We start from the raw sequence: 26,276 nt of genomic DNA, 5'->3' as shown, positions 1-26,276 counted from the left end.
TAAATCGTGCACAGAGGCGATAATGCGCAACGAGTTTTTTCCGTTGCCCTTTTTATCGTTCAAGGAAGTCATGCCTGATGTTCGAGATCCAGCCGATGGACCCAGCAACGTTTCGCCAGCAGACCCGTCGCAGCACGCTGATCATTGCCGTGCTGTTCCTGGTGTTGGCGATGGCGCTTTCGACGGCGGCGGTGGCACTGTTCGGTGAACCCGGCGGCGATAATCTGCGTTTCAATGTCGGCGGAGTGTTCGTCGCGTTTCTGCTGACGGCGGCGCTGATGCGCGGGCAGTTCTGGCAGCAGCCGTGGATGGCCCCAGCGGTGTATAGCTGGCGGCTCAAGCGCAGCCTGATGAGTGTGACCAACGTGATGCATCAGGTGACAGCGGCCGTTGAACAAAACGATCCGACGGCAATGAAGGTGCTGCGTTTCTATCATCTGGGTTTGACCCAGATGCACGAACTGGACGGTAACTCCAGCGATCACGCGCAGTTGCAGCGGGAGGTCGCAGCGCACCAGGAGCGGATGCAGGCGCTGGGTCTGGAGATCGACCAGAAGCGCCTGGATCCGGACTGGCTGCAAGCCTTGAAACCCGCCGCGCGTTAAAACGGGATGCGGCTGGCGCGGCGCAGTTTCCACGCACGGGCCAGACGCCCGTAGACCAGCAGGTTGATCACCAGCACCACGCTGCCCAGTGCCAACTGGATCTGTGGCGTCAGACCTGCGGGGTAGATGATCGGCCAGATGTAGTGCTCGATGAAGCCGCCGGCGTATTCGGTCTGCCCGGCGGCGTGGCGCATCAGGTTTTCCCAGTAGGTCAGCGGACAAGTCAGGTGCAACACCTCGACCGCCACGCCCCATGCAGCCGCCGGCAGATGCAGCCACATCAGGCGTGGCCACTTGAGCACCAGCAGCCCGCCGAACAGCACGAACAGAATGAATGACAGATGGAACAGCACCAGCCCGTCGGCTGCGATTCGGTACAGCATGTCGTCTCCCTGACACGGTTGTGAAGGGCTCCATGGTACGCCGACAGCGACGCCGGGGCGCGACGATTCAGCGTAAGTGCGCAAGATTGTTCAAGCCACGAAGGGGCATTTGCTGGCAGAGTCTGCGACCGTTTCCTCGGTTGAAGAGCGTTATGTCTGACTCACTTATGCCGCGCCGTGCGTTTCTTCGCGGCGCTGCGGCGATCATGCCGTTATCACTGGCGACGGCGCCGTGGGGGCTGCTGGCCGGCTCCATGGCGATCGAAGCCAACCTCACGCCGTTACAGGGGCAGGGCCTGTCGAGCATCGTGTTTGCAGGGGCCGCGCAACTGGTGGCAATCGGCATGCTCAAGGGCGGTGCCGGGATTTTCTCGATCCTGTTGACCACGCTGCTGCTGACCTCGCAGCACCTGTTGTACGGAATGAGCATGCGCTCGGTGATCTCGCCGCTGCCCGGGCGCTGGCGCATCGGTCTGGGCTTTTTGCTCACCGATGAACTGTTTGCCCTGACCAGCCAGCATGACCGTCAGCAGTTCAATCGCTGGTATGCCTTGGGCGTCGGTCTGACGTTCTACATCGCGTGGAACCTGTTCACCCTGGCCGGCATCGTCCTGGGCAGCAGTATTCCGGGGCTTGAGCATCTGGGCCTGGACTTCTCGATTGCCGCCACTTTCATCGCATTGATCACCCCGGTGGTGCGTAACGTGCCGACCGTGGTTTGCGTGGCGGTGTCGCTGTTCTGCTCGGTGCTGTTCAGCTATTGGCAATGGGGCTCGGCGCTGGTGCTGTCGGGGCTGGCCGGGATGACCGCAGGATTTGTCTGCAACAAGCTGTATCGGGGGCGCACATGATGGTCTGGGCAGTGATTGTCGGCATGGGGATTCTGGTGTTCCTCAACCGCTACGTGTTTCTCGAACCGCGCCTGCCATTGCGTTTGAGCAGCAACGCGCGGCAGTTTCTCGGGTTTGCCGTACCGGGAATGTTGACGGCGATCTGCGGGCCAATCGTGTTCATGCCGGACAAACAGTTGAATGTGCAGTGGGATAATCCGTATTTGCTGAGTTCGCTGGTTGCGATCGGCTTGGTGCTGTACACCCGCAATACGTTACTCAGCATGCTTTTAAGCATGGCGTTTTTCTTTTTGTTGCGCTGGTGGTTGTAAGTTGACGGGGAAAAACTGTTCTACGCTTATTGGATGATTATTGTCGACGAGGCGAAGTTCACATGACGACCGAGCAGAAGCGTCCGGATGAAAACCAGGCAGTAGACGACGAAGTGGACGAACCGAGCGAAGAGGAAATCGAGCGCGAGAAACGCAAGGAACAGACGTGGAAGCACGACGATGACAAGGAACTCACCGGGCCCGACGTGAAATTCTGACAGCCCCATGCAAAAAGCCCCGCAGCAGCGGGGCTTTTTGTTGTTTCACAGGTCTTCCAGGTGCGGGAAGTCCGGATGTGACGCCCGATAGCCCAGCGTCTTGTCGATCCACGCATTGAGCTCATTGACCATCACCGGTGGGTGGCCGGGATAGCCCTCGAGCGTGGTGCGCAGAACACGTTCGATGTCCGGCACTGAACGCAGGTTTCGGGTCTTGATGTAGTGGCCGATAAAACAGTCGAGTTGAAAGCGTTCTGTCATGGACAGATAAATACACTCCAGGCCGTTGGCCTGTTTGATTGCAAAATCGTCGCGCAACTTAGTTCTCTGCAAGGCTTGGTAAAAGTTGTAGGGGATTCCTGGTTTGTTGACTCTTTGGTCAACTGGTATGCCAATTGGAAATGCGGCGCGCATGCTATCCGTAGTGCATCTAAATGTATGTATGACGGTTGAAATGTCAGACAAGCGGTTAAATCGCTCAAACGACTGTTTTTTTGAGGCTGTTTCAGCGATGAAACACCAGCTGTAAAGATCGAGTATCACCTGTAATCACCTGTAGGAGCTGCCGCAGGCTGCGATCTTTTGATCTTGCTTTTAAAAAATTAAAAATCAAAAGATCGCAGCCTTCGGCAGCTCCTACAGGGTTGACGCGGGAGGGCGGGGGATTTTCAAGCCACTTCTTCAATGAGGTTGGCGCCCTGATTGCGCGAATTGCCGACAGCTTTGCCGACTTTGTGCCAGGCAAATGCCTCGCTGGCTTCACCTTCGAACAGCAGCATCTGTTCGGCACGTTCCGCCGGTGTTGCCGGGTCGAGCCACTCGGCAGCCAGCTCCGGGCGAAAAACCACCGGTCGGCGATCATGGATATCGAGCAGGCCGCCGACGCTGTCGGCGGTGATGATCACGAAACCATCGTCGTCCCGGGCGTCGTTGCCGGGTGTCGGAAACTGGCCGATGGCCGCACAGAACACCGGCCCGTGATCGGCCCGCCGGATCAGCCACGGCTGTCGGGTGTCATCCGGGCCGTCAACCCATTCGAACCAGTTGTCCACTGGCACGATCAACCGATGACGCCAGATCGCCCGGAAGAAGGGGCCATGGGCGACTTTTTCCACACGGGCGTTGATCGGCGCCGCGCGGTCTTTGGCCCAGTGCGGACGCCAGCCCCAGCGCAGGTTGTCGGCATACAGGCGTTGATCATGTTGATGGAGCACCGCGAGTGACGTGGTCGGCGCCGCGTTGTAGTGTTCCAGCGCAGCGTCGCCGACGTGATTGATCAGCGCATCGGGAATGCTCAGCACCGCGACAAAGTCGTGAATGCCGCGGTATTGCGAGAGTCTTCCGCACATGCGCCGAATCTCCGGTTGGACGCTTTCAGCTTAGTTGGCTCTGGCCAATCAATCCTGCGCCGCCTGACCGGTGAACGTGTCGCGCCAGATCAGCCAGCGGCGCTCCAGCACTGCGAGCACACCGTCGCTGAGTTTGCCGAGCACGGCGAGCACGATGATCGCTGCCAGCACGATGTCCGGTCGCGAGGTTTCGCGGCCGTCGCTGAGCAGATAACCCAGGCCCTTGGTCGCGGCGATCAGCTCGGCGGCCACCAGAAACATCCACGCCAGACTCATGCCGCTGCGCAGACCGGTGAACAGGCCGGGCAGGGCGGCCGGCAACAGAATTCGCCGTACCAGTTGCAGGCGGCTGAAGCCATAGATGCGCCCGACCTCGACCAGTTTGCGATCGATGTTGCGAATCGCCGCGACCACGTTGACGTACACCGGAAAGAACGCGCCGATGGCGATCAGCACGATCTTCGAGGTTTCATCGATGCCCAGCCACAGCAGCAACAGCGGCACCCAGGCCAGACTCGGAATCGAACGCAGCGCGGCGAATGTCGGTTCCAGATAGGCTTCGGCCTCACGACTGAGGCCGACCCAGGCGGCGAACACCAGTGCCAGGCTGGCGCCAATTGCAAACCCGAGCAACACGCGGATCAGGCTGGCGCCGATGTGTTTCCACAGCGCGCCTTCGGCAAGGTCGGTGAGGGTCAGGGCGATCTCGCTGGGGGCCGGCATCTGGTAGGACGGCAGCCAGCCGAGACGCACGATGAACTCCAGGACGACTACGATCAGCAGCGGCAGGGCCAGACCTTTGAAGCGCCGTCGCCATTTCGGGTTGAGGGATGACGCTCGCGGCCTCGACAAGCGCCGAGGAGGGGCGGGCAGTTCGTTACTGCGAGTGGTCATACATGGGCTCCGCTCACAGCGAATCCGCAGCGGACGCGGATGGGCTGTGAGTCTGGTCGGTTATTGGCGGGCGACGGCTTGCTGCACACCACTGTCGAGCAACTGATCGATGACTTGATCGACGTTGACCCCGCGCCGCACCAATTCCTCGGACACCAGAATCGGTGCCGCCGCCTTGGACGCCTGCACGTCGTTGGCGGTCAGTTGCGGGCTGCTCAAGTCGGTGCGCGACAACTGCAGTTTGGCCACGTCCAGCGGCAGGCCGGATTCCTTGGCGAGCAGGGCGGCGAACTCGTCCGGATTTTGCAGCGCCCATTGTCGCGCCTGCTCGTAGGCTTTGATCACCGTGTCGATGGTGTGCGGATGCTCTTTGGCGTACTGCTCGGTGACGCTGACCACGCCATAACTGTTGAACGCCGGGTTGCGGTACAGCAAACGCGAACCGGCCTGCACCTGACTGGCGGCCATGTGCGGATCGAGTCCGGCCCAGGCGTCCACATCACCTTTTTCCAGCGCGGTGCGGCCGTCCGGGTGTTGCAGGTGCACCAGTTCCACGTCGTCTTTCTTCAGCCCGGCCTGTTGCAGGCTGCGCAGGGTGAACAGGTAGGGATCGGTGCCTTTGGTGGCGGCGATTTTCTTGCCTTTGAGGTCGGCGACGCTCTGGTACGGCGAATCCTTGCGCACCACCAGCGCAGTCCATTCGGCGCGGCTGTAAACATAGACCGATTTGATCGGGCTGCCGTTGGCGCGGCTCAGCACTGCAGCAAGGCTGGCGCTGGAGGCGAAATCGACGCCGCCGCTGTTCAGATATTCCAGCGAACGGTTACTGCCCTGGCTGATCACCCAACTGACTTTGGTCTGCGGCAGGGCTTTTTCGAGGAAGCCGAAATGCTTGAGCACCAGGCTGACCGGTGAGTAGTAGGCGTAGTCCAGATGAACTTCGGCGGGTGCCGTTTCGGTGGCGTGAGCCAGCGGTTGCAGGCTTAGCGCCATGGCGCTGGCAACCAGCAGCGTTTTGAGGCGGAAAAAAGGTGAGAGGGATGTCATGGCGGCGCTCCGGCAAAGGCACTGTTTTTTATGTCCAAAAATATCTTTTAAATGGCTGCTTCCTGCATGAATGGAATATTGCAGGCTCTGTGCCATGTGTGTATCAGCCAATGTTTACGGGGTTTTCGCCGGGTTTGACGGCTTTCAACTGTTGTTGGGGCAACACGCTGGTATCGTACTGTTGCGCAGCGAACAGTGAGCATTCGGTGTGCTGAGCTTATGCATTAATCGAATTTAAAAAGCGCCAATCAAGAGCGTTATCGTCTATGCAAATCCCATTGCAGGACCCGCCATGAAGCTCTCCAAATTCTTGCGTATCACACTGATTGCTGGACTGTTCAGCGCACCGCTTGCCTACTCCGCCGAGCCGTTGGTCCTGCACGTCGGTGATCAGAACTACTACAACATCCGCGCCTCGATCGAGGCCTCAGGCGTGTTGAAAGACGCGCCGTACAGCGTCGACTGGAAACATTTCCAGGCCGCCGCACCACTGGCCGAGGCGTTGCAGACCGGCTCGCTGGATCTGGGCTTTCTCGGTGATTCGGGTTTTCTGTTTCTCGCCGCCAAACAGGCGCCGGTGAAGCTGATCGGGGTATCGCGGCAGAACCCGGACACCATCGCCTTGCTGGTGCCGAAAGATTCGCCGGTGAAAACCATCGCTGATCTGAAGGGTAAAAAAGTCGCCTACTGGCCTGGCGCGTGGAGCCAGCAACTGACCTTGCGCGCCCTGGAGCAGGGCGGTCTGCCGGAAAACTACGTCGACTTCGTCAAGCTGATGCCGATTGACGCTGCGGCGGCATTGCCACAGGGCAGCATCGACGCTTTCCCGGTGTGGGAACCGTATATCTCCCAGCAAATCGTGTTCTCCGGTGCGCGGCCGATTCTCACGGCGAAAAACCTGATGCCGGGCCTCAGCGCGATTGCCGCGTCGGCGCCGTCGATCGACAGCAAGCGTGCGGCGATTGCCGATTTTCTCGAGCGTTTGAAACGGGCGCGGGCCTGGGTCGACAGCCACACCGATGAATATGCGGATCTGTGGGCGAAGAAGGCCAATCTCGATCAGCAAGTGTCGCGGCACTGGTTGCGCCAAGCGCACATGAGCGTCGGGCCGGTGGATCGACAAGCCGCCGCCGACCTGCAAAGCACCGCCGACTTCCTGTTCAAGGTCAAGGCCTTGCCGGCGCCGCTGGCCACTGCCGGGATCATCGACACCTCGTTTCAACAGGCATTGGCGGACTGAGCGAGCGCCGGAACCAAAGCCTGTGTACCCTATCCAACGCTGGCTCGAATAGCCGGGCGCAGGGATGGATCAGGGCGAGGGAGTTTTGCCGGACGACAACAGGACCGCAACGGTCAGGCGCAAGGCAAAACATGAAATACGCGTTCAATCTTCTCTGTGCAGCGGCCATCGCGTTCGGGCTGGCCGGCTGCATTGCCGCGCCGATCGAAATGACCGCGCAGACCGAAACCCGGCTCAAGGCCCAGGCGCCGGTACGGTTTCTGCTAACGTTCGATGACGGCCCCAGCGCTTCGAGCTTGTGGAACCCGTCGGCGACCGTGCTCGATAGCCTCAAGGTCAACCCGGTGCAACCGGACATCAAAGCGGTGTTCTTCGTCCAGACCCGCGCACCTCGCGCCGGTAACAGTGACATTGGTCGCGGCATCATGCGGCGCGAGCACGCCGAAGGGCACATCCTCGGATTCCATACCGCGACCCATTGGCACACCAATCATCGCTCGCTCGATCCGCAAGAACTGGAGCAGTCGTTGAGCAACGGCACGGCGGATATCGCCGCGATCACCGGAGCAGCACCGATCCTGCTGCGTCCGCCCTTCTGGAATTACGACAAGCGCACCTTCGCCGCCTATCAGCAACACGGTCTGCATGTGTTGCTGACCGATTTGAGCGCCAATGACGGCAAGATCTGGGGCTTCAACGCCAGCCCCCGACGTCGGGCGAATATGCTGCGCCAGCTATCGGAAGTCCGCGAGCGCATTGCCCGCGGCGAATTACCAACCGTGGACGGCGTCATTCCGGTGGTGGTGACCTTTCATGACCTCAACCGCTACACCGCGCGGCATACCCGTGAATACCTGCAAATCCTGCTCGACAGCGCCGCCGCCACGGGCGTGAAACTGGCGGACAAACCGTTCTACGATGATCACGCGGCGCTACAGAAAGCGGCGCTGGCGCGCACCGTTCAGCAGAGTTCGCAGCCGGTGCAGTTGCCGGGCATCTGGAACTGGATCTGGGATCACGACGCGCACTGAGACGGGGTCAAATATGTGAGCGGGTTGGCAATTGCCAGGGCGGCAGGTTGCTGATGGCTCATCTATGCTCAACGGGTCGACCGACTCAACGCCTGCGAGGCGTGTACCCATGTTAGCCATTGCCGACATCTGCCGGATTGTCGAGTCCGGCTTTCCGTCGCTTGAATGCGAATGCACACAAGTGGAGCAGGGACTGCTGCGGATCAAGGTTTATGAGCCTGACTCCGGGCGAGTCGAGTTGTTGCTCAATGGGGTTTCGCCGGAGCATCTGGTGACGATCCGCGATCTTTCCAACTTCATCGGCGAATTGCGCACGGAAATCAGCGCCGGGCGCCGGGCGTTTGCCGGTTGAAACCTCACAAGCGTCGTTGAAATGCCTGCACGATGCGCAAGGTCGCGTCGCTGGTGGGCAGATTCTGCACCGCGTCCAGCGGATGCCAGATGCATTCGATGATCTCGTTTTGCGGGCGCAACTGCTCAAGGTCGAGCACCGAAGCCTCGTAGACATGATGCTGGGTGCTGCCGCTGTGCAGTTCCATCAGATACAACATTTGCTCGGCATCCAGTGCGGTTTCCTCCTGCAGCTCGCGCGTCGCCGCCCCGGCTCTGGTTTCCCCAGGCTCGACCTTGCCGCCGGGCAATGTCCAGCGACAGCGGGGTTTGCGGACCAGGAGAACGTGTCGATCCTGCTCGCAGATGACGGTTGCGCGTACTTTCATCTGTTACCTGTTTGTTGCGTGTCACATAAATGAAATAAAACTGCAATATTCGAGCCGGGCCCGGATTCAAAGGTTCCGTCAAGGTTTGAGCGGGTGGCGAGGCGGAAAGTGCCAGACCTTTGGCACATGACTGTCGCGACACCCGGTCGGCACATCTGCGACAACAGGGTGTAAGGTAAAAAAGCTCAGCTGAAACCACCGTCAGCAAAAAGGAGGTACCCATGAGCATTCCTGTTCTGAACAAAATGCACATGAACGGCTACGACGTACTCAGCGTGAATAACGGCCCTTGGCGGGTTTGTACCCAAGGCGACCGGCTGGCATCGTTTGGTAGCAGAGAGGAAGCGCTGGCCTACGCCGCTGCGTTGCCGGGTTACAGACAACGCTCGGCGCGAGCGCGAAGTCACACTGCAAATTGAAGCAGATGTAACGAAAGAGCCCCGGTGATGACCGGGGCTTTTGTCGAGGGCAGGGGGATCAGTGAACCTTGATCCGGCTGATGGAGCGCGTCTTCACTTCCTTGGCATAGGACTGCAAGCGTTCTTCATCACTTTGCAGCACCTCACAAGACCTCAGAACCGCTTGGGCATCGGCTTCATTGCCACTCTTGCGCAGCTGTTCGGCAATGCGCTTGAGGTCGACCGCCGACCATCTCAGATCCGATGCAACGGCTTGCAGGTCGCGTTGAAGTTCGTGTTCGTATTCATTGAGCCGCATGATCACCTCCGGAACATTCTCGGTAAAACAGAGTAGCCGCATTTTTCAGCGATGATGCGCAGCTCGTCTGCCACCGGGCTGGATGCATGTAAATATTTGTCCAATCCCCCTTGTGGGAGAGGCGTCGCGCTGGATGTACATCCGGTTACACGTTACATTCGCTTTTTTTCAAAACAGGGAAACACCATGCGGATATGGATCGGGAGTTTGGCGTTGGCATTGCTGGCGGGTTGCTCATTGCCAGCATCGCTGGTTCCGGGCGAGCCGAATCTCAGCAAGACCACCACCAAGGCGCCTAAAGACTATGCCGCGTGCTTGTTGCCGTTGTGGCAGCAGGACATTCCGAAGACCACGCAGACCGCGATTTCCAATGGTTACCGGATCACGGCACCGAGCATTGTTACCGCCGACGAGATTCTTGACATCATCAAGTACAAGGACGGCAGCCGGGTTTCCCTGTATCAGGGGCCGCCTTGGGCCAAGTCCGGGTCGTTGCGCAAATCGGTGCGTGACTGCCTGTAAAGCACGGCCTCAGCTGCAAAACCCGCCGCCAGAAAAGCAGAAACCGGAGCAATGGTTTCTGCTTTTCTGCTTTTCTGCTTTGTGAATTTGCGAAATGCGTTGTGACAGATGTGCACGAGGCGTTAATGGTTACGAAGTAAAAATGTAACGAATAAAAACTCTTACCCGAGCGAGTGGTACAGCACCTTTGCGCGTCACAATAGGCTGGTAACGCTGCATTTGACCGATGAAAGGCGATTGTTCGGCTGGTCCGTCGAGTGGCCTTCCGGCCCATTGGAGGGGCAGTTCATCATGCTGAATCCAGGCTGGCTGGGTGAGGATGGCGTGGCGTTGCCCTTTGGCGCCGAATTATTAGTGATAGATTCCTCCAAAGTTCAGTGGGTGGAATTCAGTGCTGTCGAAGAGGTTTCATCATGAGCGCAAAAGAGCCTACTCCCATGCCGCCTGGCGTCAGGCGCCTCTTTTATGGCCCGGACGGCAAGCTGCTGGCCAAGCCCCTCGTCAAAGGGCCGAGCGCGCCGCCACCGCTAAAACGCCAGTACCGGGATTGACCAAACGCCGCTCATTGAGCGGCGTTTCGTTATGTTTGGCATTAATTTCCGGTCACAGCGTATCCACCAACCAGTCCCTGAACGCTTTCAATGACGGTAACGCCTCATTGCGCGGCGGATACACCAGGTAATAGCTGCGCCGGCTGGTGATCGGCTCCCCCAGTTGCAACAGCTCGCCGTTAAGCAATTCATCCTCCACCAGAATCCGCGGCACCAGCCCCACGCCGATATTCGCCCGCACCGCCTGAATCAGGTGCGAGGTCATTTCAAAGCTCGGGCCGATACGCATGCTGCGGTGTGGCAAACCATGATGGGTGAACCATTCCGCCCACGCCTGGGCATTGCTGCTGACATTGAGCAGCAACTGCCCGGCGATGTGCTGTTCGGCGTCGTCGCGTTCGGCCGTCGACAACTGCGCGCTGGCGATCACCACCAGTTCCTCAGTGTGCAGTGGCAGGGCGCTGAGGCCCGGCCATTCACCGCCGCCGACACAGATCGCGGCGTCGATTTCGCTGGTGTCGAAGTCGATTGCTTCAATGCGCGAATGCAAGTGCACGGTCATGCCCGGGTGCGCGGTGTAGAAGTCCTTGAGCCGTGGCAGCAGCCATTTCGAGCCGAAGGTCGGCAGCGTCGCCAGACGCAAACTGTGAATGCCCGAACCGAACGCCATGGCCTGCAGGGTTGCGCTGCGGATCTGCCCGAGGGCTTCAGCGAGTTCGCGCTGATACATGCGCCCGACATCGGTGAGCACCACTTGCCGGCCTTCGCGGCTGAACAGGCGCATGCCGAGCATCTTTTCCAGAATCTGCACCTGACGGCTGACCGCGCTTTGCGTCAGCGACAGTTCGTGGGCGGCGCGGGTGTAGCTTTCATGGCGTGCAGCGGCCTCGAAGGCCAGCAATAACGACATGGAAGGGGTGAGGGTTCGCGGATTCATTCGTTTTAGTCATGGATTGCGGGTCGATTTTACGTTTGTCCCGACGGCACCAAGCAATGAACATAAGCACCATGAGATGGCGGGAGCGTGACGCAATCATTCATTGCGCACAACTGTTCACCGCCACACGGCCCGATTTTGACCGAGATTTCCTCACCGATGATTGCCCAGCTGTCGCCCGCCACCGCATTGACCACTGATTACCAACAGTTCCTCAAAGCCCTGAAAGCCAGTGGCTTTCGTGGTGAGATCAGTGCCGATTACGCCAGCCGCGTAGTGCTCGCCACCGACAATTCGATCTATCAGCGCCTGCCGCAAGCGGCGGTGTTTCCGATGGATGCCGAGGATGTGGCGCGGGTCGCTCGGCTGATCGCCGAACCGGCTTATCAGCAAGTGGTGATCACCCCGCGCGGCGGTGGCACCGGCACCAACGGTCAGTCGCTGACCGATGGCATCGTCGTCGACCTGTCGCGGCACATGAACCGCATTCTGGACATCAACGTCGAGCAGCGCTGGGTGCGGGTGCAGGCCGGGGTGGTCAAGGATCAGCTCAACGCCGCACTGAAATCCGCCGGGCTGTTTTTCGCCCCGGAGCTGTCGACCTCCAACCGCGCCACCGTTGGCGGCATGATCAACACCGACGCCAGTGGCCAGGGCAGTTGCACCTACGGCAAGACCCGCGACCACGTGCTGGAACTCGACATGATTCTGCGCGGCGGTGAACGCCTGCACGGTGCAGCGCTGGCGGAGGACGACCTGACAGCGTTGTGTGCCCGTGAAGACCGGGTCGGTGAAGTCTATCGCTGTGCGCGGCAGATCATTGATGAGCAGGGCGAGCTGATCAAACAGCGCTTCCCGGATCTCAACCGCTGCCTGACCGGCTACGACCTGGCGCACCTGCGTGAGGCCGAGAATCGTTTCAACCTCAACAGCGTGCTGTGCGGCGCCGAAGGCTCGCTGGGGTTTGTGGTCGAGGCGAAGCTCAACGTTCTGCCGATCCCCAAACACACGATGCTGGTGAACATTCGCTACGCCGGCTTCATGGATGCGTTGCGCGATGCCCGGGCGCTGATGGCGCTCAAGCCGCTGTCGATTGAAACCGTGGATTCCAAGGTATTGCTGCTGGCGATGCAGGATATCGTCTGGCACGGCGTCGCCGAATATTTCCCGGAAAGCGCCGAGCGGCCGACACTGGGGATCAACCTGGTGGAGTTCTGCGGCGACGACCCCGAGGATCTGCAACGCCGGGTCGAAGCCTTCCTCGAACACTTGAGCGGCGACACCACCGTCGAACGCCTCGGCCATACCCTGGCGGTCGGCCAGGCGGCAGTGAACAAGGTTTATGGCATGCGCAAACGCGCAGTCGGCCTTCTCGGTAACGTTGCCGGCGAAGCGCGGCCGCAGCCGTTTGTCGAAGACACCGCAGTGCCACCGCAGCACTTGGCCGAATACATCGCTGAACTGCGCGAACTGCTCGACAGCCACGGTTTGCAGTACGGCATGTTTGGCCATGTCGATGCCGGCGTGCTGCATGTGCGGCCGATTCTCGACATGAAGGATCCACAGCAAGCGGCGTTGGTGCGTCCGGTGTCCGACGGTGTCGCGGCGCTGACCCAGCGCTACGGCGGCCTGTTGTGGGGTGAACACGGCAAAGGCCTGCGCTCGGAATACGCGCCGGCATTTTTCGGTGAGCTGTACCCGGCGTTGCAGGCACTCAAAGCCGCGTTCGACCCGTTCAATCAGTTCAACCCGGGCAAGATCGCCACGCCGGCCAACACGCACGCGCAGCTGTTGAAGATCGACGAAGTGACCCTGCGCGGCGAACTCGACCGGCAGATCGACGAAAAGGTCTGGCAAAGCTACGGCGCGGCCCTGCATTGCAACGGCAATGGCGCCTGCTACAACTTCGATCCCGACGACGCCATGTGCCCATCGTGGAAAGCCACCCGCGAGCGTGCGCAATCGCCCAAGGGCCGCGCATCGCTGATCCGCGAATGGCTGCGCTTGCAGGGCGAGGCGGGGGTGGATGTGCTGTCCGATGCGATCCGTCGTCCGGCGTTTTTCCGCAACCTGTGGACCCGTTGGCGCAACAGCCGAGGGCAGAGCGCTGATTTTTCCCATGAAGTGTATGACGCCATGGCGGGCTGCCTGGCGTGCAAATCCTGCGCGGGGCAGTGCCCGGTCAAGGTCAATGTGCCGGAGTTTCGTTCGCGGTTTCTGGAGCTGTATCACAGCCGTTATCTGCGCCCGGCGCGGGATTATCTGATTGCTTCGCTGGAGTACAGCATTCCGTACATGGCGCGGATTCCGGCGCTGTACAACGGTTTGATGGGCGCTGCGTTGGTGCGCCAACAGTTGGAGCGTCTTGGTGGCATGGTCGATGTGCCGTTGCTCAGCCGCTTTGATTTTCACGCTGCGCTGCGTCGCTGGAAGGTGCAGCCAGCGACGGTCTCGACACTGTCGGCGCTGACCCCGGCCCAGCGCGAGCGCAGTGTGGTCTTGGTGCAGGATGCCTTCACTCGTTACTTCGAGGCGCCACTGCTGGCGGATCTGCTGGAGCTGATTTCGCGGCTGGGCTATCAGGTGTATCTGGCGCCGTTCAGTGCCAACGGCAAGCCGCTGCATGTGCAGGGCTTCCTGTCGGCGTTCAACCGTGCAGCATTGCGCAATGCACGACAACTGCGTGAGCTGGCCGACATCGGCGTGCCGTTGTTGGGGCTGGATCCGGCCATGACGCTGGTCTATCGCCAGGAATACCAGAAAGTGCCCGGCATGCTGGAATGCCCGGAAGTTGCACTGGTGCAGGAATGGTTGCTCAAGGTGATGCCGGAGCAGCCTGGTGCCGACGCGCCGCAGTCATTCCGGCTGCTGGCGCACTGCACCGAGAAAACCAACGCGCCAGCCGCCACTCGCCAGTGGGAGCAAGTGTTCGAAAGGGCCGGGTTGAAACTGGCGACGCAGGCCACCGGTTGCTGCGGCATGTCCGGCACCTATGGCCATGAAGCGCGCAACCGTGAAACCTCGGCAGTGATCTACGAGCAATCCTGGGCGCGGCAGGTCGAGGCGCCGGCGGAGCAGGGCGAAGCACTGGCCACCGGTTATTCCTGCCGCAGTCAGGTCAAGCGCCAGTCGGATCGGGCGCTGCGCCATCCGTTGCAGGTGTTGCTTGAGGTGGTACGTCGCTGAGTGGTTCGTCGTCCGGGGCGTTGTCCCAGATCAGCCGTGGGTCGAAACTCATCGCCGAGAGCATGGTGAACACCACCACCATGCCGAAAAACAGGATGCCCGGGCGTGGTTCGATATCGCCCAGCGCCTGGAACTTCACCAGCGCCGCGACCAGTGCGACCACCAGCACGTCGAGCATCGACCAGTAGCCGATCAGCTCGACGAACCGGTACAACTTCGAACGCTCGCGGCGCGCCCAGTCGCTGTCGCGCTGCACGGTGATCAGCAGCAGCGACAGGGCGACGAATTTGATCCCCGGCACCGCGATGCTGGCGATGAAAATGATCAGTGCGATGTCCCACGCGCCGCCCTCCCAGAACTCCAGCACGCCGCTCATGATCGTGCTGTCGGCGCCGTTGCCGAGCATCACCGTGTTCATCACCGGCAGCAGATTGGCCGGCACGTAAAACGCCAGCGCGGCAAACAGATAGGCCCAGGTGCGCGTCAGGGAATTGGTCTTGCGCCGATGCAGCGGTGCATCGCAGCGCGGGCACTCATGCGGTTCATCGGTCATGTCGCAAGCCAGCCCGCAGCTGTGGCACAGGCACAGATTCAATTCGCTGGCGGTCGCGGGTCGTTTCATAAAATATCCCACAGATCACGAATGTCGCGGCCGGCAATGCGGATCATCATCAGGCTCAGCACCGCCAGGGCGAACAGGCCGATGCCCGGCAACACGTCCAGCAGCCCGGCGAGTTTGAACACCGCCACCATCGCCCCCAGCAGACACACTTCGAGCATGCTCCACGGGCGCAGGGTTTCCAGCCAGCGCATGCACAGCTTGAATCCCGGTGCCCGCCGTGAAGACAGTGCGTAACTCAACACCCAGATCAACAGCACCAGTTGAAAGGCCGGGGCGATGATGATCGAAATCGCCGCGACCATCGCCATGAAGGTGATCGGCCCCTGACTCAACGCCAGCACCGAATCCCACAGCGTCGCGCTGTTCTTCAGGCCCTTCATGCTGATGCTCATCACCGGGTAGAAGTTGGCGAACAGCCACAGCATGGCGGCGGTGAACGTCAAGGCCAGCCGCTGTTCCACGGTCAAGCCGTTATAACGCTGCAGCACGCCGCCACAACGCACGCAGAGGGTTTTCTGGTGTTTGCCGAGCACGACTTTTTCATACACGCAATCGCAATGCTCGCAGATGATCAGGTGTTCGGTTGAGGTCATGGGCAACGCTCGACAGCTGGCGCAAAGGGCGGGGGCGCCTGATCACTATAGAAGCCTGACGTGATTGGGCAAATGTCGATTGGCTTGGGAATCGACTTTTTATGTTATAGAGTAACGCGAATTTTTGCTGAGGTTCGCCGTTGCGACCCCTGATTCATTGACTCGATGGCGAAATGTCCATGACGATTACCTGTGCTCGTTCCAACCCGCCGCCGACCGGTCGCTTGCTGTCCATTGATGCCTTGAGAGGTCTGGTGATCCTGTTCATGTTGCTGGATCACGTGCGCGAGACGTTCCTGTTGCACCGTCAGGTGTCCGATCCGATGGACATCGCCAACACCGAGCCGGCGTTGTTTTTCAGTCGCACCCTGGCGCATCTGTGCGCACCGGTGTTCGTGTTGCTGACCGGGCTGTCTGCGTGGTTGTTCGGCGAGAAGTACGCGGGCAAGGCCGATGTCAGCGCCTTCCTGTTCAAGCGGGGGCTGTTTCTGGTGCTGCTGGAATTCACCTTGGTGAACTTCGCGTGGACGTTTCAGTTGCCGCCGAGCGTGATCTATCTGCAGGTGATCTGGGCGATTGGCCTGAGCATGATCGCGCTGTCGCTGCTGGTCTGGTTGCCGCGCTGGCTGTTGCTGACGCTGAGCCTGGCGATCATTGCCGGGCATAACCTGCTCGACGGTGTGCATTTCGCGCCGGAGTCGGCACTGCATGTGCCATGGGCGATTCTGCATGACCGGGGCTGGATCGAGGTCGGTGACAGTCTGCGCTTGCGCACTTCGTACCCGCTGTTGCCGTGGATCGGCGTGATCGGTCTGGGTTATGCACTGGGCCCGTGGTTCGCCCGCGGGGCTGATGCCTGGAGCCGTCAGCAGGCTCTGTTGCTGGGCGGTATCGCCGGTCTGCTGGGCTTCGTCGGGCTGCGGCTGATCAACGCTTATGGCGAAAAGCCTTGGGCGGTTGAAGACACGACCGTGCAAACGCTGATGGCGTTTTTCAACATCACCAAGTACCCGCCATCGCTGCTGTTCATCACCCTGACGGTGAGCATCGGGTTGCTGTTATTGCGGGTGTTCGAACGGCGGCAGACGCGCCGCTGGATTCACTGGCTGACGGTCTTCGGTTCGGCGCCGATGTTCTTCTATCTGCTGCACCTGTACGTGCTGAAGGTGCTTTACCTGATGGCGCTGGCGCTGTTCGGGCTGAATCAGGGCAGCCATTTCGGATTCGACTCGGTGCCGGCAATCTGGCTGGTGTCGGTGCTGTTGGCGGTGGCACTGTACCCCGCGGTGCATTGGTTTTCCGCGTTGAAATCGCGGCGCCGCGATATCGCGTGGCTGAAGTATCTGTAAGCCCTGAAGGCCACTGCGCTGCTTGATACTCTGTAGGAGCTGTCGAGTGAAACGAGGCTGCGATCTTTTGATCCTGATCTGAAAAATCGAAATCAAACGATCGCAGCGTGCCACAGCTCCTGCAGGGGACGGTGATGTCCCGGGTTATTTTCGATCCAGCCACACCGTCTGCGCGTTGCAGAACTCACGCACGCCGAAGTGCGAGAGCTCGCGACCGAAACCGCTTTTCTTCACGCCGCCGAAGGTCACGCGCGGGTCGCTGGCGGAGTAACCGTTGATGAACACGCCGCCGGTGTCCAGTTCGCTGGTCAGTTGCTGAGCCAGTTGCACGTTGGCGGTGTAGATCGTGGCGGTCAGGCCAAAGTCGCTGTCGTTGGCCAGAGCCACGGCGTGGGCGCAATCGCGGGCGGTGATGATCGACGCGACCGGGCCGAACAGCTCTTGTTTGAACGAGGTCATGCGGTCGGTGACATCGGCCAGCACGGTCGGCTCGTAGTAGTTGCCCGGGCCTTGGGCCTTGCCACCGCCGAGCAGCAGGGTCGCGCCTTCTTCGAGGGTGTCGCGCACTTGCTGGTCGAGTTCGTCACGCAGATCGAAACGTGCCATCGGGCCGATATAGGTGTCAGCGGACAGCGGATCGCCGACTTTCAATTGACGCGTGGCCTCGACGAATTTGCGGGTGAACTCTTCGACCACGCCTTCTTCGATGATCAGGCGCTTGGCGGCGGCGCAGACCTGGCCGGAGTTCTGATAGCGCCCGATGACGGCAGCCTGCACGGCCTCATCCAGATCAGCATCATTGAGCACGATGAACGGGTCGGAACCGCCCAGTTCCAGCACGCATTTTTTCAGTGCGGCGCCGGCCTGAGCACCGATGGCCATGCCGGCGCGTACGCTGCCGGTCAGGGTCACGGCGGCGATGCGCGGGTCGGCGATGGCGGTGGAAACGCCTTCGGGGGTGACGTTGATCACTTCAAACACGCCGTCCGCGAAGCCGGCGCTCTTGAAGGCATCGCGCAGCAGGTAGGCGCTGCCCATCACGTTCGGCGCATGTTTGAGCACGTAAGTATTGCCGGCGATCAGCGCCGGTACTGCGCCGCGCAGCACTTGCCAGATCGGGAAGTTCCACGGCATCACCGCGAGGATCGGGCCCAGCGGACGGTACTCGATCCGCGCTTTGCCACCCTCGACCTGAGTCGGTTCGGCGCTGAGCATGGCCGGACCGTTTTCGGCGTACCACTCGCAGAGCTTGGCGCACTTTTCGATTTCGCCACGGGCCTGGGCGATGGGCTTGCCCATTTCCTGGGTAATCATGGTTGCCATGGCTTCGGCGCTGTCGCGCAGGGCGCCGGCCAGCGCAGTCAGGGCGCGGGAGCGATCCTGCAGCGGCTTGCGTTTCCATTTCGAGAAACCGAATGCGGCGCGGGTCAGCGCAGCGTCGAGGGCCTCAGCGGATTCAAAGGCGTAGTGACCGATCTGTTCGCCGGTGGCGGGGTTGATCGAGATGGCGTGGGTCTGGCTGGAAATCTGGCTCATGGCTGGCTCCTGCGAGTTCAGTGGATGGGCCTAGAGTAGGGTGGCGTTTGTTTTCTGGAAACTGAATAATAAAGATCGATTCTTTCACGATTGGAGAATGACTGTGGATCTGGTGCAGCTGGAAATCTTCAAGGCCGTTGCCGAGCACGGCAGCATCAGTGCGGCGGCGGCGCAGATACATCGCGTGCCGTCGAACCTGACCACGCGGATCAAACAGCTGGAGCAGGACCTGGGCGTCGACCTGTTCATTCGCGAGAAAAGCCGTCTGCGCCTGTCGCCGGCTGGCTGGAGTTTCCTCGAATACGCCCGGCGCATTCTCGATCTGGTGCAGGAGGCGCGGGCCACGGTCGCCGGTGAAGAGCCGCAGGGTGCATTCCCCCTCGGTTCGCTGGAAAGCACCGCCGCAGTGCGCATTCCCGAACTGCTGGCGGCGTACAACCAGTTGCATCCCAAGGTCGATCTGGACCTGTCCACCGGCCCGTCCGGAACGATGATCGATGGCGTGCTGGCCGGGCGCTTGGCGGCGGCGTTCGTCGATGGCCCGGTGCTGCACCCGGCGCTGGAAGGCGTGCCGGCGTTCGAAGAAGAAATGGTCATCATCGCACCGCTCAATCACGCCCCGGTGCAGCGTGCGGCGGACGTGAATGGCGAAAACATTTACGCGTTCCGCTCCAACTGTTCCTATCGTCACCACTTCGAAAAATGGTTCAGCACCGACGCCGCTGTGCCGGGCAAGATTTTCGAGATGGAGTCGTATCACGGCATGCTCGCCTGCGTCAGCGCCGGGGCCGGGCTGGCGCTGATGCCGCGCAAAATGCTGCAGAGCATGCCCGGCAGCGCGACGGTCAGTGTCTGGCCGCTGGCGGCGGATTTTCGCTACTTGACCACGTGGCTGGTGTGGCGCCGGGGTACGGTGTCGCGCAGTTTGAGCATGTTTGTGCGCTTGCTGGAAGAGCGCGGCGTGGTGCGTGCAGAAGAGTAATTGACACGTTGTGTCATGGCTGTATCTTGATCGGCGTTTCGCAATATAAAAAACTATACAGCGTAGCCATGAGGAACAAGCAAATGAGTGCAGCCCTGAGCGGTAAAGAAGCAGTCGGTGAGCGGTTTGTGCTGGAAACCATGCGTCACGCGCAGAATCTGACCTGGCAGGCCGTCGATGCCATCGCCCAGGTGATCAAGCCCGGCATGCGCGAATCCGAAGCCCAGGAGCAGGGCAAGCAGATCCTCGCCGGACTGGGCATGGACCGCATCTGGCATCCGCTGCTGATCCGCTTTGGCGCCAACACCCTGAAGACTTTCAAGCAACGCTCCGATGGCGATCCGGTGCTGGGTGAAAACGACATTTTCTTCATCGACATGGGCGTGGTCTGGCAGGGGCACGAAGGCGATGCTGGCGAGACCTTCACCACTGGCTCCGATCCGGAAATGATCGCCTGCGCGGCGGCGTCCAAGGAGTTGTTCAAGCATGTCGAGGCACTCTGGCGCCAGGGCGTGAGCGGTGTCGAGTTGTATCGCTACGCCAGCGATCAGGCTGAAGCCATGGGCTGGAAACTCAATCTCGACATCAAGGGCCACCGCGTCAGCGACTTCCCTCACGCGATTTACAAAGGCGGCAATCTCGGTGATTTCGAGCAGGCGCCGAATGCCGGGGTGTGGATTCTGGAAATCCAGATTGCCCACCCGCAGCGCCCGTTCGGCGCGTTTTATGAAGATCTGCTGATTTGATCGTCACGGCGTACCGTTCCTGCCATACAGGCGAAAGCCTTCGCGTTGGCTCAAACGCTCGTAATACGCGCTGACGGCGGGATAGTCCGGATGCGCCAGTGGTGTTTCGAACCAGCGGTTGACTGACAGCCCGATGGGGATATCGGCGAGGGAAAACCGGTCGCCACTGACGTAGGCGCCAGTCTTCTGCAACTGTTGATCGAGGATGCCCATGGTCTGCGACCACTGCTCGATGCCCTTGGCCAGAGCGGCGCTGTCCTGATAATTCGCTGACTGGCGCACCAGTGACATGAACGCATACGACCACGAGCGGTTCAGCTCCGACGCTTGCCAGTCGATCCACTGATCGACCCGTGCAAGGGCTCGCGGCTCGATGGGGTAGAGGTCGGCGCCGCCATAGGCGCCTGCCAGATAACGAATGATCGTATTCGATTCCCACAAGGTGAAATCGCCGTCCTGAATCACCGGCACCATGGCGCAGGGGTTGAGGGCGAGAAACTCCGGGGTGTCGGTGGGTTTGAAGCCCGAGCCCCAATCCTCACGCTCGAACGGGATCTGCAGTTCAGCGCAGGTCCACAGCACTTTGCGCACGTTGATCGATGACGCCTTGCCCAGAATTCGCAGCATGAGTTTTCCCTGTCTCGTGGGTGCCTGTCGGGGCATCAAGAAATACCACACCACAACGCAGAAGGCCCGCGCATGGCGGGCCTTCTTTTTACATCGAATCAATCTCAGTGACTGCCCACCAGTTTCCCGCCCATCATCCGCCGACGATAGGCGCTGTCACGATTGGCCAGCCAGAAGTACAGCGGCGAGGTCACCAGTAGCCCCACCAGCCACGACAGATCCGCGCCGTTGATATGCGCCGACACCGGGCCGACGTACAGCGGGGTGTTCATGAACGGGATCTGCACCGCAATGCCGATTGCGTAGGCCAGCAGCGCCTGCGGGTTGTAGCGTCCGTAGATGCCGCCGTCGACCTGAAAGATCGACTGGATGTCGTACTGGCCCTTGTGGATGGCGTAGAAGTCGATCAGGTTGATCGCGGTCCACGGCACCAGGACCACCAGCAGCACCAGCACCATGTCGACGAAGTGCCCGATGAAGTCCTTCGAGGCGCCGACGGCGGCGAAGCAGCAGGCCAGCAGCACGATGATCGAGATCACCGCACGGCTCTTGGCAGTCGGAATCCAGCGGTAGGCGAAAGTCTGCACCAGGGTAATCAGCGACAGCACCGCGCCGTACAGATTGAGGGCGTTGTGGCTGATCACGCTGAGCAGGAACAGCACCAGCATCAGCGGCCCGATCGAGCCGGTGGCAAGTTTGACCGCATCCATGGTGTCCATGCCCACGGGCGTTGCCAGCACGGCAACGGCACCGAAGATGAACGCCAGGCTTGAGCCCAGCGCCGAACCCAGATAGGTGGTCCAGAATGTCGACGAGACTTTCACGTCCGCCGGCAAGTAACGCGAGTAGTCGGACACGTACGGGGCAAACGCGATCTGCCACAGCGCGGCGAGCGATACGGTGGCGAGCCAGCCGGAGAGGTTGAAGCTGCCGCGGGTGAGGAAGTCATCGGTCTGGATATGGGTGAAGATGTAGCCGAAACCGACGACGATGCCGATCCCCAGCACCCAGGTACCGATGCGGTTGAGCACGTGGATGAAGCGGTAGCCGATGATGCCGATGATCCCCGAACCGAGGGCGCCGATGACGATGCCGACCGGCACCGGCACGCTGTCGACCACGCCGTGCAACGACTTGCCGGCCAGTACGATGTTGGAGGCGAAGAAGCCGATGTACATGACGCCGGCAATCAGCACCACCAGCAGCGCGCCGAGCGAGCCGAACTGTGCGCGGCTCTGGATCATCTGCGGAATGCCCATCTGCGGGCCTTGCGCCGAGTGCAGTGCCATCAGCACGCCGCCGACCAGGTGACCGACCAGAATCGCGACGATGCCCCAGACCAGATTCAAGTGGAACAACTGCACGCCCAGCGCGCCGGTGACGATGGGCAACGGCGCGATGTTGCCGCCGAACCACAGCGTGAACAGATCCCTGACCTTTCCGTGGCGATCTTCGGGGGGCACGTATCCTATCGTGTGTTTTTCAATGAGCGGGGCGGACGTTGTTGCAGAGGTGGACATGACGAACTCCAAGGCAAGGATGAGTACGTGGACGTACTTCGATAAGCGCCGACACGGACGGCGCATTTCTTGTTGAAGCGATCATGTGCAAAGGCCCGGGATAGATAAATTAGTAAGTTTGTTGCTTCAGACCTTAAAAAATATATGCCGCGGGTTTGGGGGCTGTCCGGTATGTTCAACCGTGATCAACAACAAAAACTTTCAGAGGCGAACCCTTTCCTGTGGCGAGGGAGCTTGCTCCCGCCGGGCTGCGAAGCGGCCCCAAAAACGGCGCCATACCCCTGATATTGTGAGTGCTGCGCACTCAAGCGGGAGCAAGCTCCCTCGCCACAAAAGCGTCGCCTTACTTGCAGAGGTTTTCCATGGCCGCCTACAACCTGCGCCAGCTCAAATACTTCGTCACTACCGCCGACTGCGGCAGCGTCGCCGAAGCCTCGCGCAAGCTCTATATCGCCCAGCCGTCGGTTTCCACGGCGATCAAGCATCTGGAAGAAAGCTTCGGCGTGCAGCTGTTCATCCGCCATCACGCCCAAGGCGTGTCGCTGACGCCCAGTGGTTCGCGTTTCTATCGCAAGGCGCTGGAATTGCTGCGAGTGGCGCATGAGTTCGAGCAGAACGCGCTGGCGGACAACGATGTGGTCTCCGGGCAGATCGATATCGGCTGTTTCGAAACCGTCGCGCCGTTGTACCTGCCGCGCCTGATCGCCGGGTTCAAGCAGCGCTGGCCGGGGGTGGAAATCCGTATTCGCGATGGCGAACAGCAGGAACTGGTACAGGCGCTGACCGCCGGCAGCATCGATATGGCGATGCTCTTTGAGCACGACCTCGACAGCACCATCGAAACCACCTCGCTGATGCCCCCGCAGCAGCCTTACGCCTTGCTGCCGGCCGACCACCGCTTTGCGCAACAGGTGAAAGTCTCGCTGCACGATCTGGTGCTGGAACCGATGATCCTGCTCGACGTGGTGCCGAGCCGTACCTATTTCGTGAGCATCTTCGAAGAGCGCGGACTGACCCCGCACATCGTTTTCAGCTCACCGTCGATCGAGATGGTGCGCGGCATGGTCGGGCGCGGTTTCGGCTTTTCGATTCTGGTGACCCGGCCGTTCGGCGAATACACCTACGACGGACAGAAAGTGGTGTGTGTGCCGCTGGCGGAAACTGTAACCGGCTCGGGCCTGTCGGCGGCCTGGCTGCGCCGGGTGCAACTGACCAAACCGGTGCAGTTGTTCGTCGATCACTGTCGGGAGGAATTGGCTCGACTGTACGCCTGAACGTACGTCGAGCCGTGTTTCAAGCGCGGATAAAAGCCAGCATCCGTTGCAGCATCGCATCACAGGCATCGAGTTGCGCGCGACTGACAAACTCGTCCGGTTTGTGCCCCTGATCCATGCTGCCGGGACCACAGACCACGGTGGGAATGCCCGCCGCATCGAACAGCCCGCCCTCGGTGCCGAACGCCACGGTGCCGAATTCCCGTGAACCGCAGAACGCGGCGATCAGCTCCGCCGCCTGACTCTGCGCATCGGTGGCCAGGCCGGGATAAGCCGACAGTTCGCTGAAACGAATCGCGCTGTGTTCGCTGACCGCCCGCATGCGTGGCAGCACTTGCTGCTCGGCGTAGGCCTGCAACTGCTGCGCGACCTGGGCCGGATCCTGTGAGGGCAGGGCGCGGATTTCGAAGTCGAAACGGCAATCGGCGGGGACGATGTTCAAGGCCTTGCCGCCGCTGATCACGCCGGTCTGCACCGTGCTGTAGGGCGGATCGAAACGGCTGTCGTGCTGCTCGGGCGCCTTCAGTTGTTGGCCGATGCGCCCCAGTTCGCCGATCAGCTCGGCGGCGTACTCGATGGCGTTGACCCCCAGCGGCGCGTAGGCCGAATGGCACGGATGCCCGTGTACGTCGCAGCGCATCGCCAGTTTGCCTTTGTGGCCGAGCACTGGTTTCAGTTCGGTGGGTTCACCGATGATGCATAGCAAAGGTTTGACTGGACGTTGTTCCAGCTCGCCGAGCAACGAGCGCACGCCGAGGCAACCGACTTCTTCGTCGTAAGATAGGGCAATGTGCACCGGCATGCGCAATGTTGCTTGAACCAGCGCCGGCACCAAGGCCAGCACGCAGGCGATGTAGCCCTTCATGTCGGCGGTGCCACGGCCGAACAGCTTGCCGTCACGTTCGCTGAGTTCGAAAGGCGCTACGGTCCACGGCTGGCCGTCGACCGGCACCACATCAGTGTGCCCGGAGAGCACGATGCCCGGTTGCCCGGCCGGGCCAATCGTCGCGAACAGATTGGCCTTGCTGCGCTCGGCGTTGTAGATCAGCTCGCACGGTACGTCGAAGCCTGCGAGGTAATCACGCACGAACTCGATCAACTGCAGGTTGGATTCTCGGCTGGTGGTGTCGAACCCCACCAGCGTCTTGAGCAACGCGGCGCTGTTGCTCATCGATCATCTCCGGCAACGCCATAGCCCGGTGCCTTGGCCGGGTCGAGCGCGCGATCGATGTAGTCCTGCAGCTGCGGCTGATAGGCGTCCCAGAGTGTTTGCAACTCGCCGATCGGATTCTCGTCGGCCCAGTCGACCCGTAGATTGACGATCGGCCAGGTCTGTTCGCCGACCACCACCACCGCTGCTGAATGCACCGGCCCGGCTTCGCCACCGAGGGCCTGGGCGGCGTGCAGGGCCTTGAGCAAACGGTCGGTCAATTGGCCTTCGCCGTCTTCAAAGGCGCTGACCATTGCTTCGATCACCGCGCGCCCGGCGAGCATGTTGCCGGCGGCCACGCATTGTTCGCCGCAGACGGCGTTGTGCACGCCGAGGGTCTGCGCACCGCTGAAATGCGCGGTCTGGCCGAGGTGGTTGATTGCGGTGATCTGCCGGTACTGGCTATAGCCGTTGCGGGTCAGCACCTGGTCCAGCGCCGCATCGGGCGCGTGACCTTGTTCCATCAGCGCGAGGACTTCCGGGCCAAGGGACGGCAGGGTGATGTTCTGGCTCGACACCGCGCCAACCCCCGGCAGCAGCCACGGGCAACGCGCACCGACGGCGATGCTGGAGGAACTGATGGCGACACCGAACTGGCCGGTTTCGGGGCAACGGGCTGCGATTGAAAAGGTCATGGTCTAACTCCTTTCGAGGAATTTGTTGTCCTTGCGGGCCTCATCGCTGGCAAGCCAGCTCCCACAGTTATTGGGTTGGTCACAAAATCTGTAAGCACCTCAAACCTGTGGGAGCTGGCTTGCCAGCGATGGCCGCGACGCGGTGCGTCTGATTACTCGGGAATCACCGCCACCACATCAATCTCCATCAGCCACTGCGGCTGCCCCAGTGCCGACACTACCAGCCCGGTGGAAATCGGGAACACGCCTTTGAGCCACTTGCCGACTTCCTGGTACACCGGCTCGCGGTAGCGCGGGTCGATCAGGTAAGTCGTGGTCTTGACGATGTGGCTCATGTCGCTGCCGGCTTCTTCCAGCAGTTGCTTGACGTTGCGCATTGCCTGTTCGGCCTGCGCGCGCGGATCACCGAGGCCCACCAGATTGCCGTCGAAATCAGTGCCGACCTGACCCCGGACATACACGGTGTTGCCGGCACGCACGGCCTGGCAAAGGTCGTTGTCCAGGGTCTGGTTTGGGTAAGTGTCCTTGGTGTTGAACATACGGATGCGGGTGTGAGTTGGCTTGCTCATGTACAGCTCCAGACTAGGTATTCAGCGGCGCAGACGCACCGCCGCGAAAGTA

30 protein-coding genes are annotated in these 26,276 nt (G+C 60.8%); 14 read left to right on the top strand and 16 right to left on the bottom strand.

All coding sequences use genetic code 11. From position 1 onward, the window contains the following. Positions 1–77: 77 nt before the first annotated feature. Positions 78–605, top strand: coding sequence for a DUF3087 domain-containing protein (locus OC71_RS00890; RefSeq protein ID WP_041062850.1), 528 nt, complete (start codon positions 78–80; stop codon positions 603–605). Here OC71_RS00890 and OC71_RS00885 read toward each other — a convergent pair. After that, positions 602–988: a DUF2784 domain-containing protein gene (locus OC71_RS00885; protein ID WP_027612976.1), complete on the bottom strand. Its 387-nt coding sequence runs from the start codon at positions 986–988 to the stop codon at positions 602–604. The genes OC71_RS00890 and OC71_RS00885 overlap by 4 nt on opposite strands. Positions 989–1,140: 152 nt before the next feature. Between OC71_RS00885 and OC71_RS00880 the strand changes: the two genes are divergently transcribed. From OC71_RS00880 to OC71_RS28330, 3 genes are all read left to right on the top strand, one after another. Beyond that, a complete protein-coding gene (locus tag OC71_RS00880) occupies positions 1,141–1,839 on the top strand; it encodes an AzlC family ABC transporter permease (protein WP_027612977.1) in 699 nt (232 codons plus the stop codon). Continuing rightward, positions 1,839–2,150, top strand: coding sequence for an AzlD domain-containing protein (locus OC71_RS00875; RefSeq protein WP_177327894.1), 312 nt, complete (start codon positions 1,839–1,841; stop codon positions 2,148–2,150). Before OC71_RS00880 ends, OC71_RS00875 begins: the two co-directional genes overlap by 1 nt. 62 nt (positions 2,151–2,212) lie before the next feature. Next, on the top strand, positions 2,213–2,368 hold the full coding sequence (locus OC71_RS28330; protein WP_174376867.1) for a hypothetical protein: 156 nt from the start codon (positions 2,213–2,215) through the stop codon (positions 2,366–2,368). A 45-nt stretch (positions 2,369–2,413) separates the two neighbouring features. Here the strand turns inward: OC71_RS28330 and OC71_RS00870 are convergent, their stop codons facing one another. The 4 genes from OC71_RS00870 to OC71_RS00855 all read right to left on the bottom strand — a co-directional run bounded on the left by OC71_RS00870 (position 2,414) and on the right by OC71_RS00855 (position 5,658). Then, entirely contained in the window at positions 2,414–2,686 is a 273-nt protein-coding gene (locus OC71_RS00870) for a hypothetical protein (protein WP_041062844.1), read from the bottom strand. 350 nt (positions 2,687–3,036) lie between these two features. Beyond that, positions 3,037–3,717: an SOS response-associated peptidase gene (locus tag OC71_RS00865; protein WP_041062842.1), complete on the bottom strand. Its 681-nt coding sequence runs from the start codon at positions 3,715–3,717 to the stop codon at positions 3,037–3,039. 48 nt (positions 3,718–3,765) lie between these two features. Beyond that, positions 3,766–4,611, bottom strand: a complete 846-nt coding sequence (locus OC71_RS00860) for an ABC transporter permease (protein WP_041062839.1) — start codon at positions 4,609–4,611, stop codon at positions 3,766–3,768. A gap of 60 nt (positions 4,612–4,671) precedes the next feature. Then, positions 4,672–5,658 carry an aliphatic sulfonate ABC transporter substrate-binding protein gene (locus OC71_RS00855; RefSeq protein ID WP_041062837.1) on the bottom strand — a complete coding sequence of 329 codons (987 nt, stop codon included), beginning with the start codon at positions 5,656–5,658 and terminating at the stop codon, positions 4,672–4,674. Positions 5,659–5,950: 292 nt separating this feature from the next. Here OC71_RS00855 and OC71_RS00850 point away from each other — a divergent pair, with 292 nt between their 5' ends. The 3 genes from OC71_RS00850 (at position 5,951) to OC71_RS00840 (ending at position 8,281) form a co-directional block, all read left to right on the top strand. After that, positions 5,951–6,898, top strand: coding sequence for an ABC transporter substrate-binding protein (locus tag OC71_RS00850; RefSeq protein ID WP_041062834.1), 948 nt, complete (start codon positions 5,951–5,953; stop codon positions 6,896–6,898). A 131-nt stretch (positions 6,899–7,029) separates the two neighbouring features. Beyond that, entirely contained in the window at positions 7,030–7,929 is a 900-nt protein-coding gene (locus tag OC71_RS00845) for a polysaccharide deacetylase family protein (protein WP_041062831.1), read from the top strand. Between the two features lie 109 nt (positions 7,930–8,038). Then, on the top strand, positions 8,039–8,281 hold the full coding sequence (locus OC71_RS00840) for a DUF1652 domain-containing protein (protein WP_041062828.1): 243 nt from the start codon (positions 8,039–8,041) through the stop codon (positions 8,279–8,281). Between the two features lie 4 nt (positions 8,282–8,285). Here the strand turns inward: OC71_RS00840 and OC71_RS00835 are convergent, their stop codons facing one another. After that, positions 8,286–8,648 carry an NUDIX hydrolase gene (locus tag OC71_RS00835; protein WP_041062825.1) on the bottom strand — a complete coding sequence of 121 codons (363 nt, stop codon included), beginning with the start codon at positions 8,646–8,648 and terminating at the stop codon, positions 8,286–8,288. Between the two features lie 221 nt (positions 8,649–8,869). On the opposite strand from OC71_RS00835, the gene OC71_RS00830 reads away from it, so the two are divergent. After that, a complete protein-coding gene (locus tag OC71_RS00830) occupies positions 8,870–9,067 on the top strand; it encodes a hypothetical protein (RefSeq protein WP_041062822.1) in 198 nt (65 codons plus the stop codon). A gap of 58 nt (positions 9,068–9,125) precedes the next feature. On the opposite strand, the gene OC71_RS00825 is transcribed toward OC71_RS00830, so the two are convergent. Then, on the bottom strand, positions 9,126–9,365 hold the full coding sequence (locus tag OC71_RS00825) for a hypothetical protein (protein WP_041062819.1): 240 nt from the start codon (positions 9,363–9,365) through the stop codon (positions 9,126–9,128). Between the two features lie 186 nt (positions 9,366–9,551). Here OC71_RS00825 and OC71_RS00820 point away from each other — a divergent pair, with 186 nt between their 5' ends. After that, a complete protein-coding gene (locus OC71_RS00820; RefSeq protein ID WP_041062809.1) occupies positions 9,552–9,887 on the top strand; it encodes a hypothetical protein in 336 nt (111 codons plus the stop codon). 603 nt (positions 9,888–10,490) lie between these two features. On the opposite strand, the gene OC71_RS00810 is transcribed toward OC71_RS00820, so the two are convergent. Next, positions 10,491–11,375 (bottom strand): LysR substrate-binding domain-containing protein, encoded by an 885-nt coding sequence (locus OC71_RS00810; protein WP_041062806.1) that lies wholly within the window; start codon positions 11,373–11,375, stop codon positions 10,491–10,493. Between the two features lie 159 nt (positions 11,376–11,534). Here OC71_RS00810 and OC71_RS00805 point away from each other — a divergent pair, with 159 nt between their 5' ends. Further along, positions 11,535–14,561 carry an FAD-binding and (Fe-S)-binding domain-containing protein gene (locus OC71_RS00805; protein ID WP_041063052.1) on the top strand — a complete coding sequence of 1,009 codons (3,027 nt, stop codon included), beginning with the start codon at positions 11,535–11,537 and terminating at the stop codon, positions 14,559–14,561. On the opposite strand, the gene OC71_RS00800 is transcribed toward OC71_RS00805, so the two are convergent. Further along, positions 14,494–15,183, bottom strand: a complete 690-nt coding sequence (locus OC71_RS00800; protein WP_041062803.1) for a paraquat-inducible protein A — start codon at positions 15,181–15,183, stop codon at positions 14,494–14,496. The genes OC71_RS00805 and OC71_RS00800 overlap by 68 nt on opposite strands. After that, positions 15,180–15,776: a paraquat-inducible protein A gene (locus OC71_RS00795; RefSeq protein ID WP_041062800.1), complete on the bottom strand. Its 597-nt coding sequence runs from the start codon at positions 15,774–15,776 to the stop codon at positions 15,180–15,182. The genes OC71_RS00800 and OC71_RS00795 overlap by 4 nt, the downstream gene beginning before the upstream one ends. A 179-nt stretch (positions 15,777–15,955) precedes the next feature. On the opposite strand from OC71_RS00795, the gene OC71_RS00790 reads away from it, so the two are divergent. Further along, positions 15,956–17,125, top strand: a complete 1,170-nt coding sequence (locus OC71_RS00790; RefSeq protein WP_041062797.1) for a DUF1624 domain-containing protein — start codon at positions 15,956–15,958, stop codon at positions 17,123–17,125. Positions 17,126–17,269: 144 nt separating this feature from the next. On the opposite strand, the gene OC71_RS00785 is transcribed toward OC71_RS00790, so the two are convergent. After that, complete coding sequence (locus tag OC71_RS00785) at positions 17,270–18,661, bottom strand: aldehyde dehydrogenase family protein (protein ID WP_041062794.1); 1,392 nt, start codon at positions 18,659–18,661, stop codon at positions 17,270–17,272. 103 nt (positions 18,662–18,764) lie between these two features. On the opposite strand from OC71_RS00785, the gene OC71_RS00780 reads away from it, so the two are divergent. Both OC71_RS00780 and OC71_RS00775 read left to right on the top strand, forming a co-directional pair. After that, complete coding sequence (locus tag OC71_RS00780) at positions 18,765–19,643, top strand: LysR family transcriptional regulator (RefSeq protein ID WP_041063049.1); 879 nt, start codon at positions 18,765–18,767, stop codon at positions 19,641–19,643. 83 nt (positions 19,644–19,726) lie between these two features. Then, positions 19,727–20,389: a M24 family metallopeptidase gene (locus OC71_RS00775; protein ID WP_041062791.1), complete on the top strand. Its 663-nt coding sequence runs from the start codon at positions 19,727–19,729 to the stop codon at positions 20,387–20,389. 3 nt (positions 20,390–20,392) lie between these two features. Here OC71_RS00775 and OC71_RS00770 read toward each other — a convergent pair whose 3' ends face one another. Both OC71_RS00770 and OC71_RS00765 read right to left on the bottom strand, forming a co-directional pair. Continuing rightward, positions 20,393–21,016, bottom strand: a complete 624-nt coding sequence (locus OC71_RS00770; protein ID WP_041062788.1) for a glutathione S-transferase family protein — start codon at positions 21,014–21,016, stop codon at positions 20,393–20,395. Between the two features lie 104 nt (positions 21,017–21,120). Then, positions 21,121–22,536, bottom strand: coding sequence for a cytosine permease (locus OC71_RS00765; RefSeq protein WP_027613000.1), 1,416 nt, complete (start codon positions 22,534–22,536; stop codon positions 21,121–21,123). 362 nt (positions 22,537–22,898) lie between these two features. Here OC71_RS00765 and OC71_RS00760 point away from each other — a divergent pair, with 362 nt between their 5' ends. Further along, a complete protein-coding gene (locus OC71_RS00760; RefSeq protein WP_041062784.1) occupies positions 22,899–23,810 on the top strand; it encodes a LysR substrate-binding domain-containing protein in 912 nt (303 codons plus the stop codon). Positions 23,811–23,829: 19 nt separating this feature from the next. Here OC71_RS00760 and argE read toward each other — a convergent pair whose 3' ends face one another. From argE to OC71_RS00745, 3 genes are all read right to left on the bottom strand, one after another. Further along, a complete protein-coding gene (gene argE / locus OC71_RS00755) occupies positions 23,830–24,981 on the bottom strand; it encodes an acetylornithine deacetylase (RefSeq protein ID WP_041062781.1) in 1,152 nt (383 codons plus the stop codon). Further along, positions 24,978–25,655, bottom strand: coding sequence for a DUF1028 domain-containing protein (locus tag OC71_RS00750; RefSeq protein ID WP_041062777.1), 678 nt, complete (start codon positions 25,653–25,655; stop codon positions 24,978–24,980). Before OC71_RS00750 ends, argE begins: the two co-directional genes overlap by 4 nt. A gap of 152 nt (positions 25,656–25,807) precedes the next feature. Continuing rightward, positions 25,808–26,224, bottom strand: a complete 417-nt coding sequence (locus OC71_RS00745) for a RidA family protein (protein ID WP_003225869.1) — start codon at positions 26,222–26,224, stop codon at positions 25,808–25,810. Positions 26,225–26,276: the final 52 nt, after the last annotated feature.

It is taken from the genome of Pseudomonas sp. W15Feb9B (assembly GCF_000828175.1).
Taxonomy (GTDB): Bacteria; Pseudomonadota; Gammaproteobacteria; order Pseudomonadales; family Pseudomonadaceae; genus Aquipseudomonas; species Aquipseudomonas parakoreensis.
Note: the sequence above shows the minus strand (reverse complement) of the source record. Positions and strands in the feature narration are given on the sequence as shown.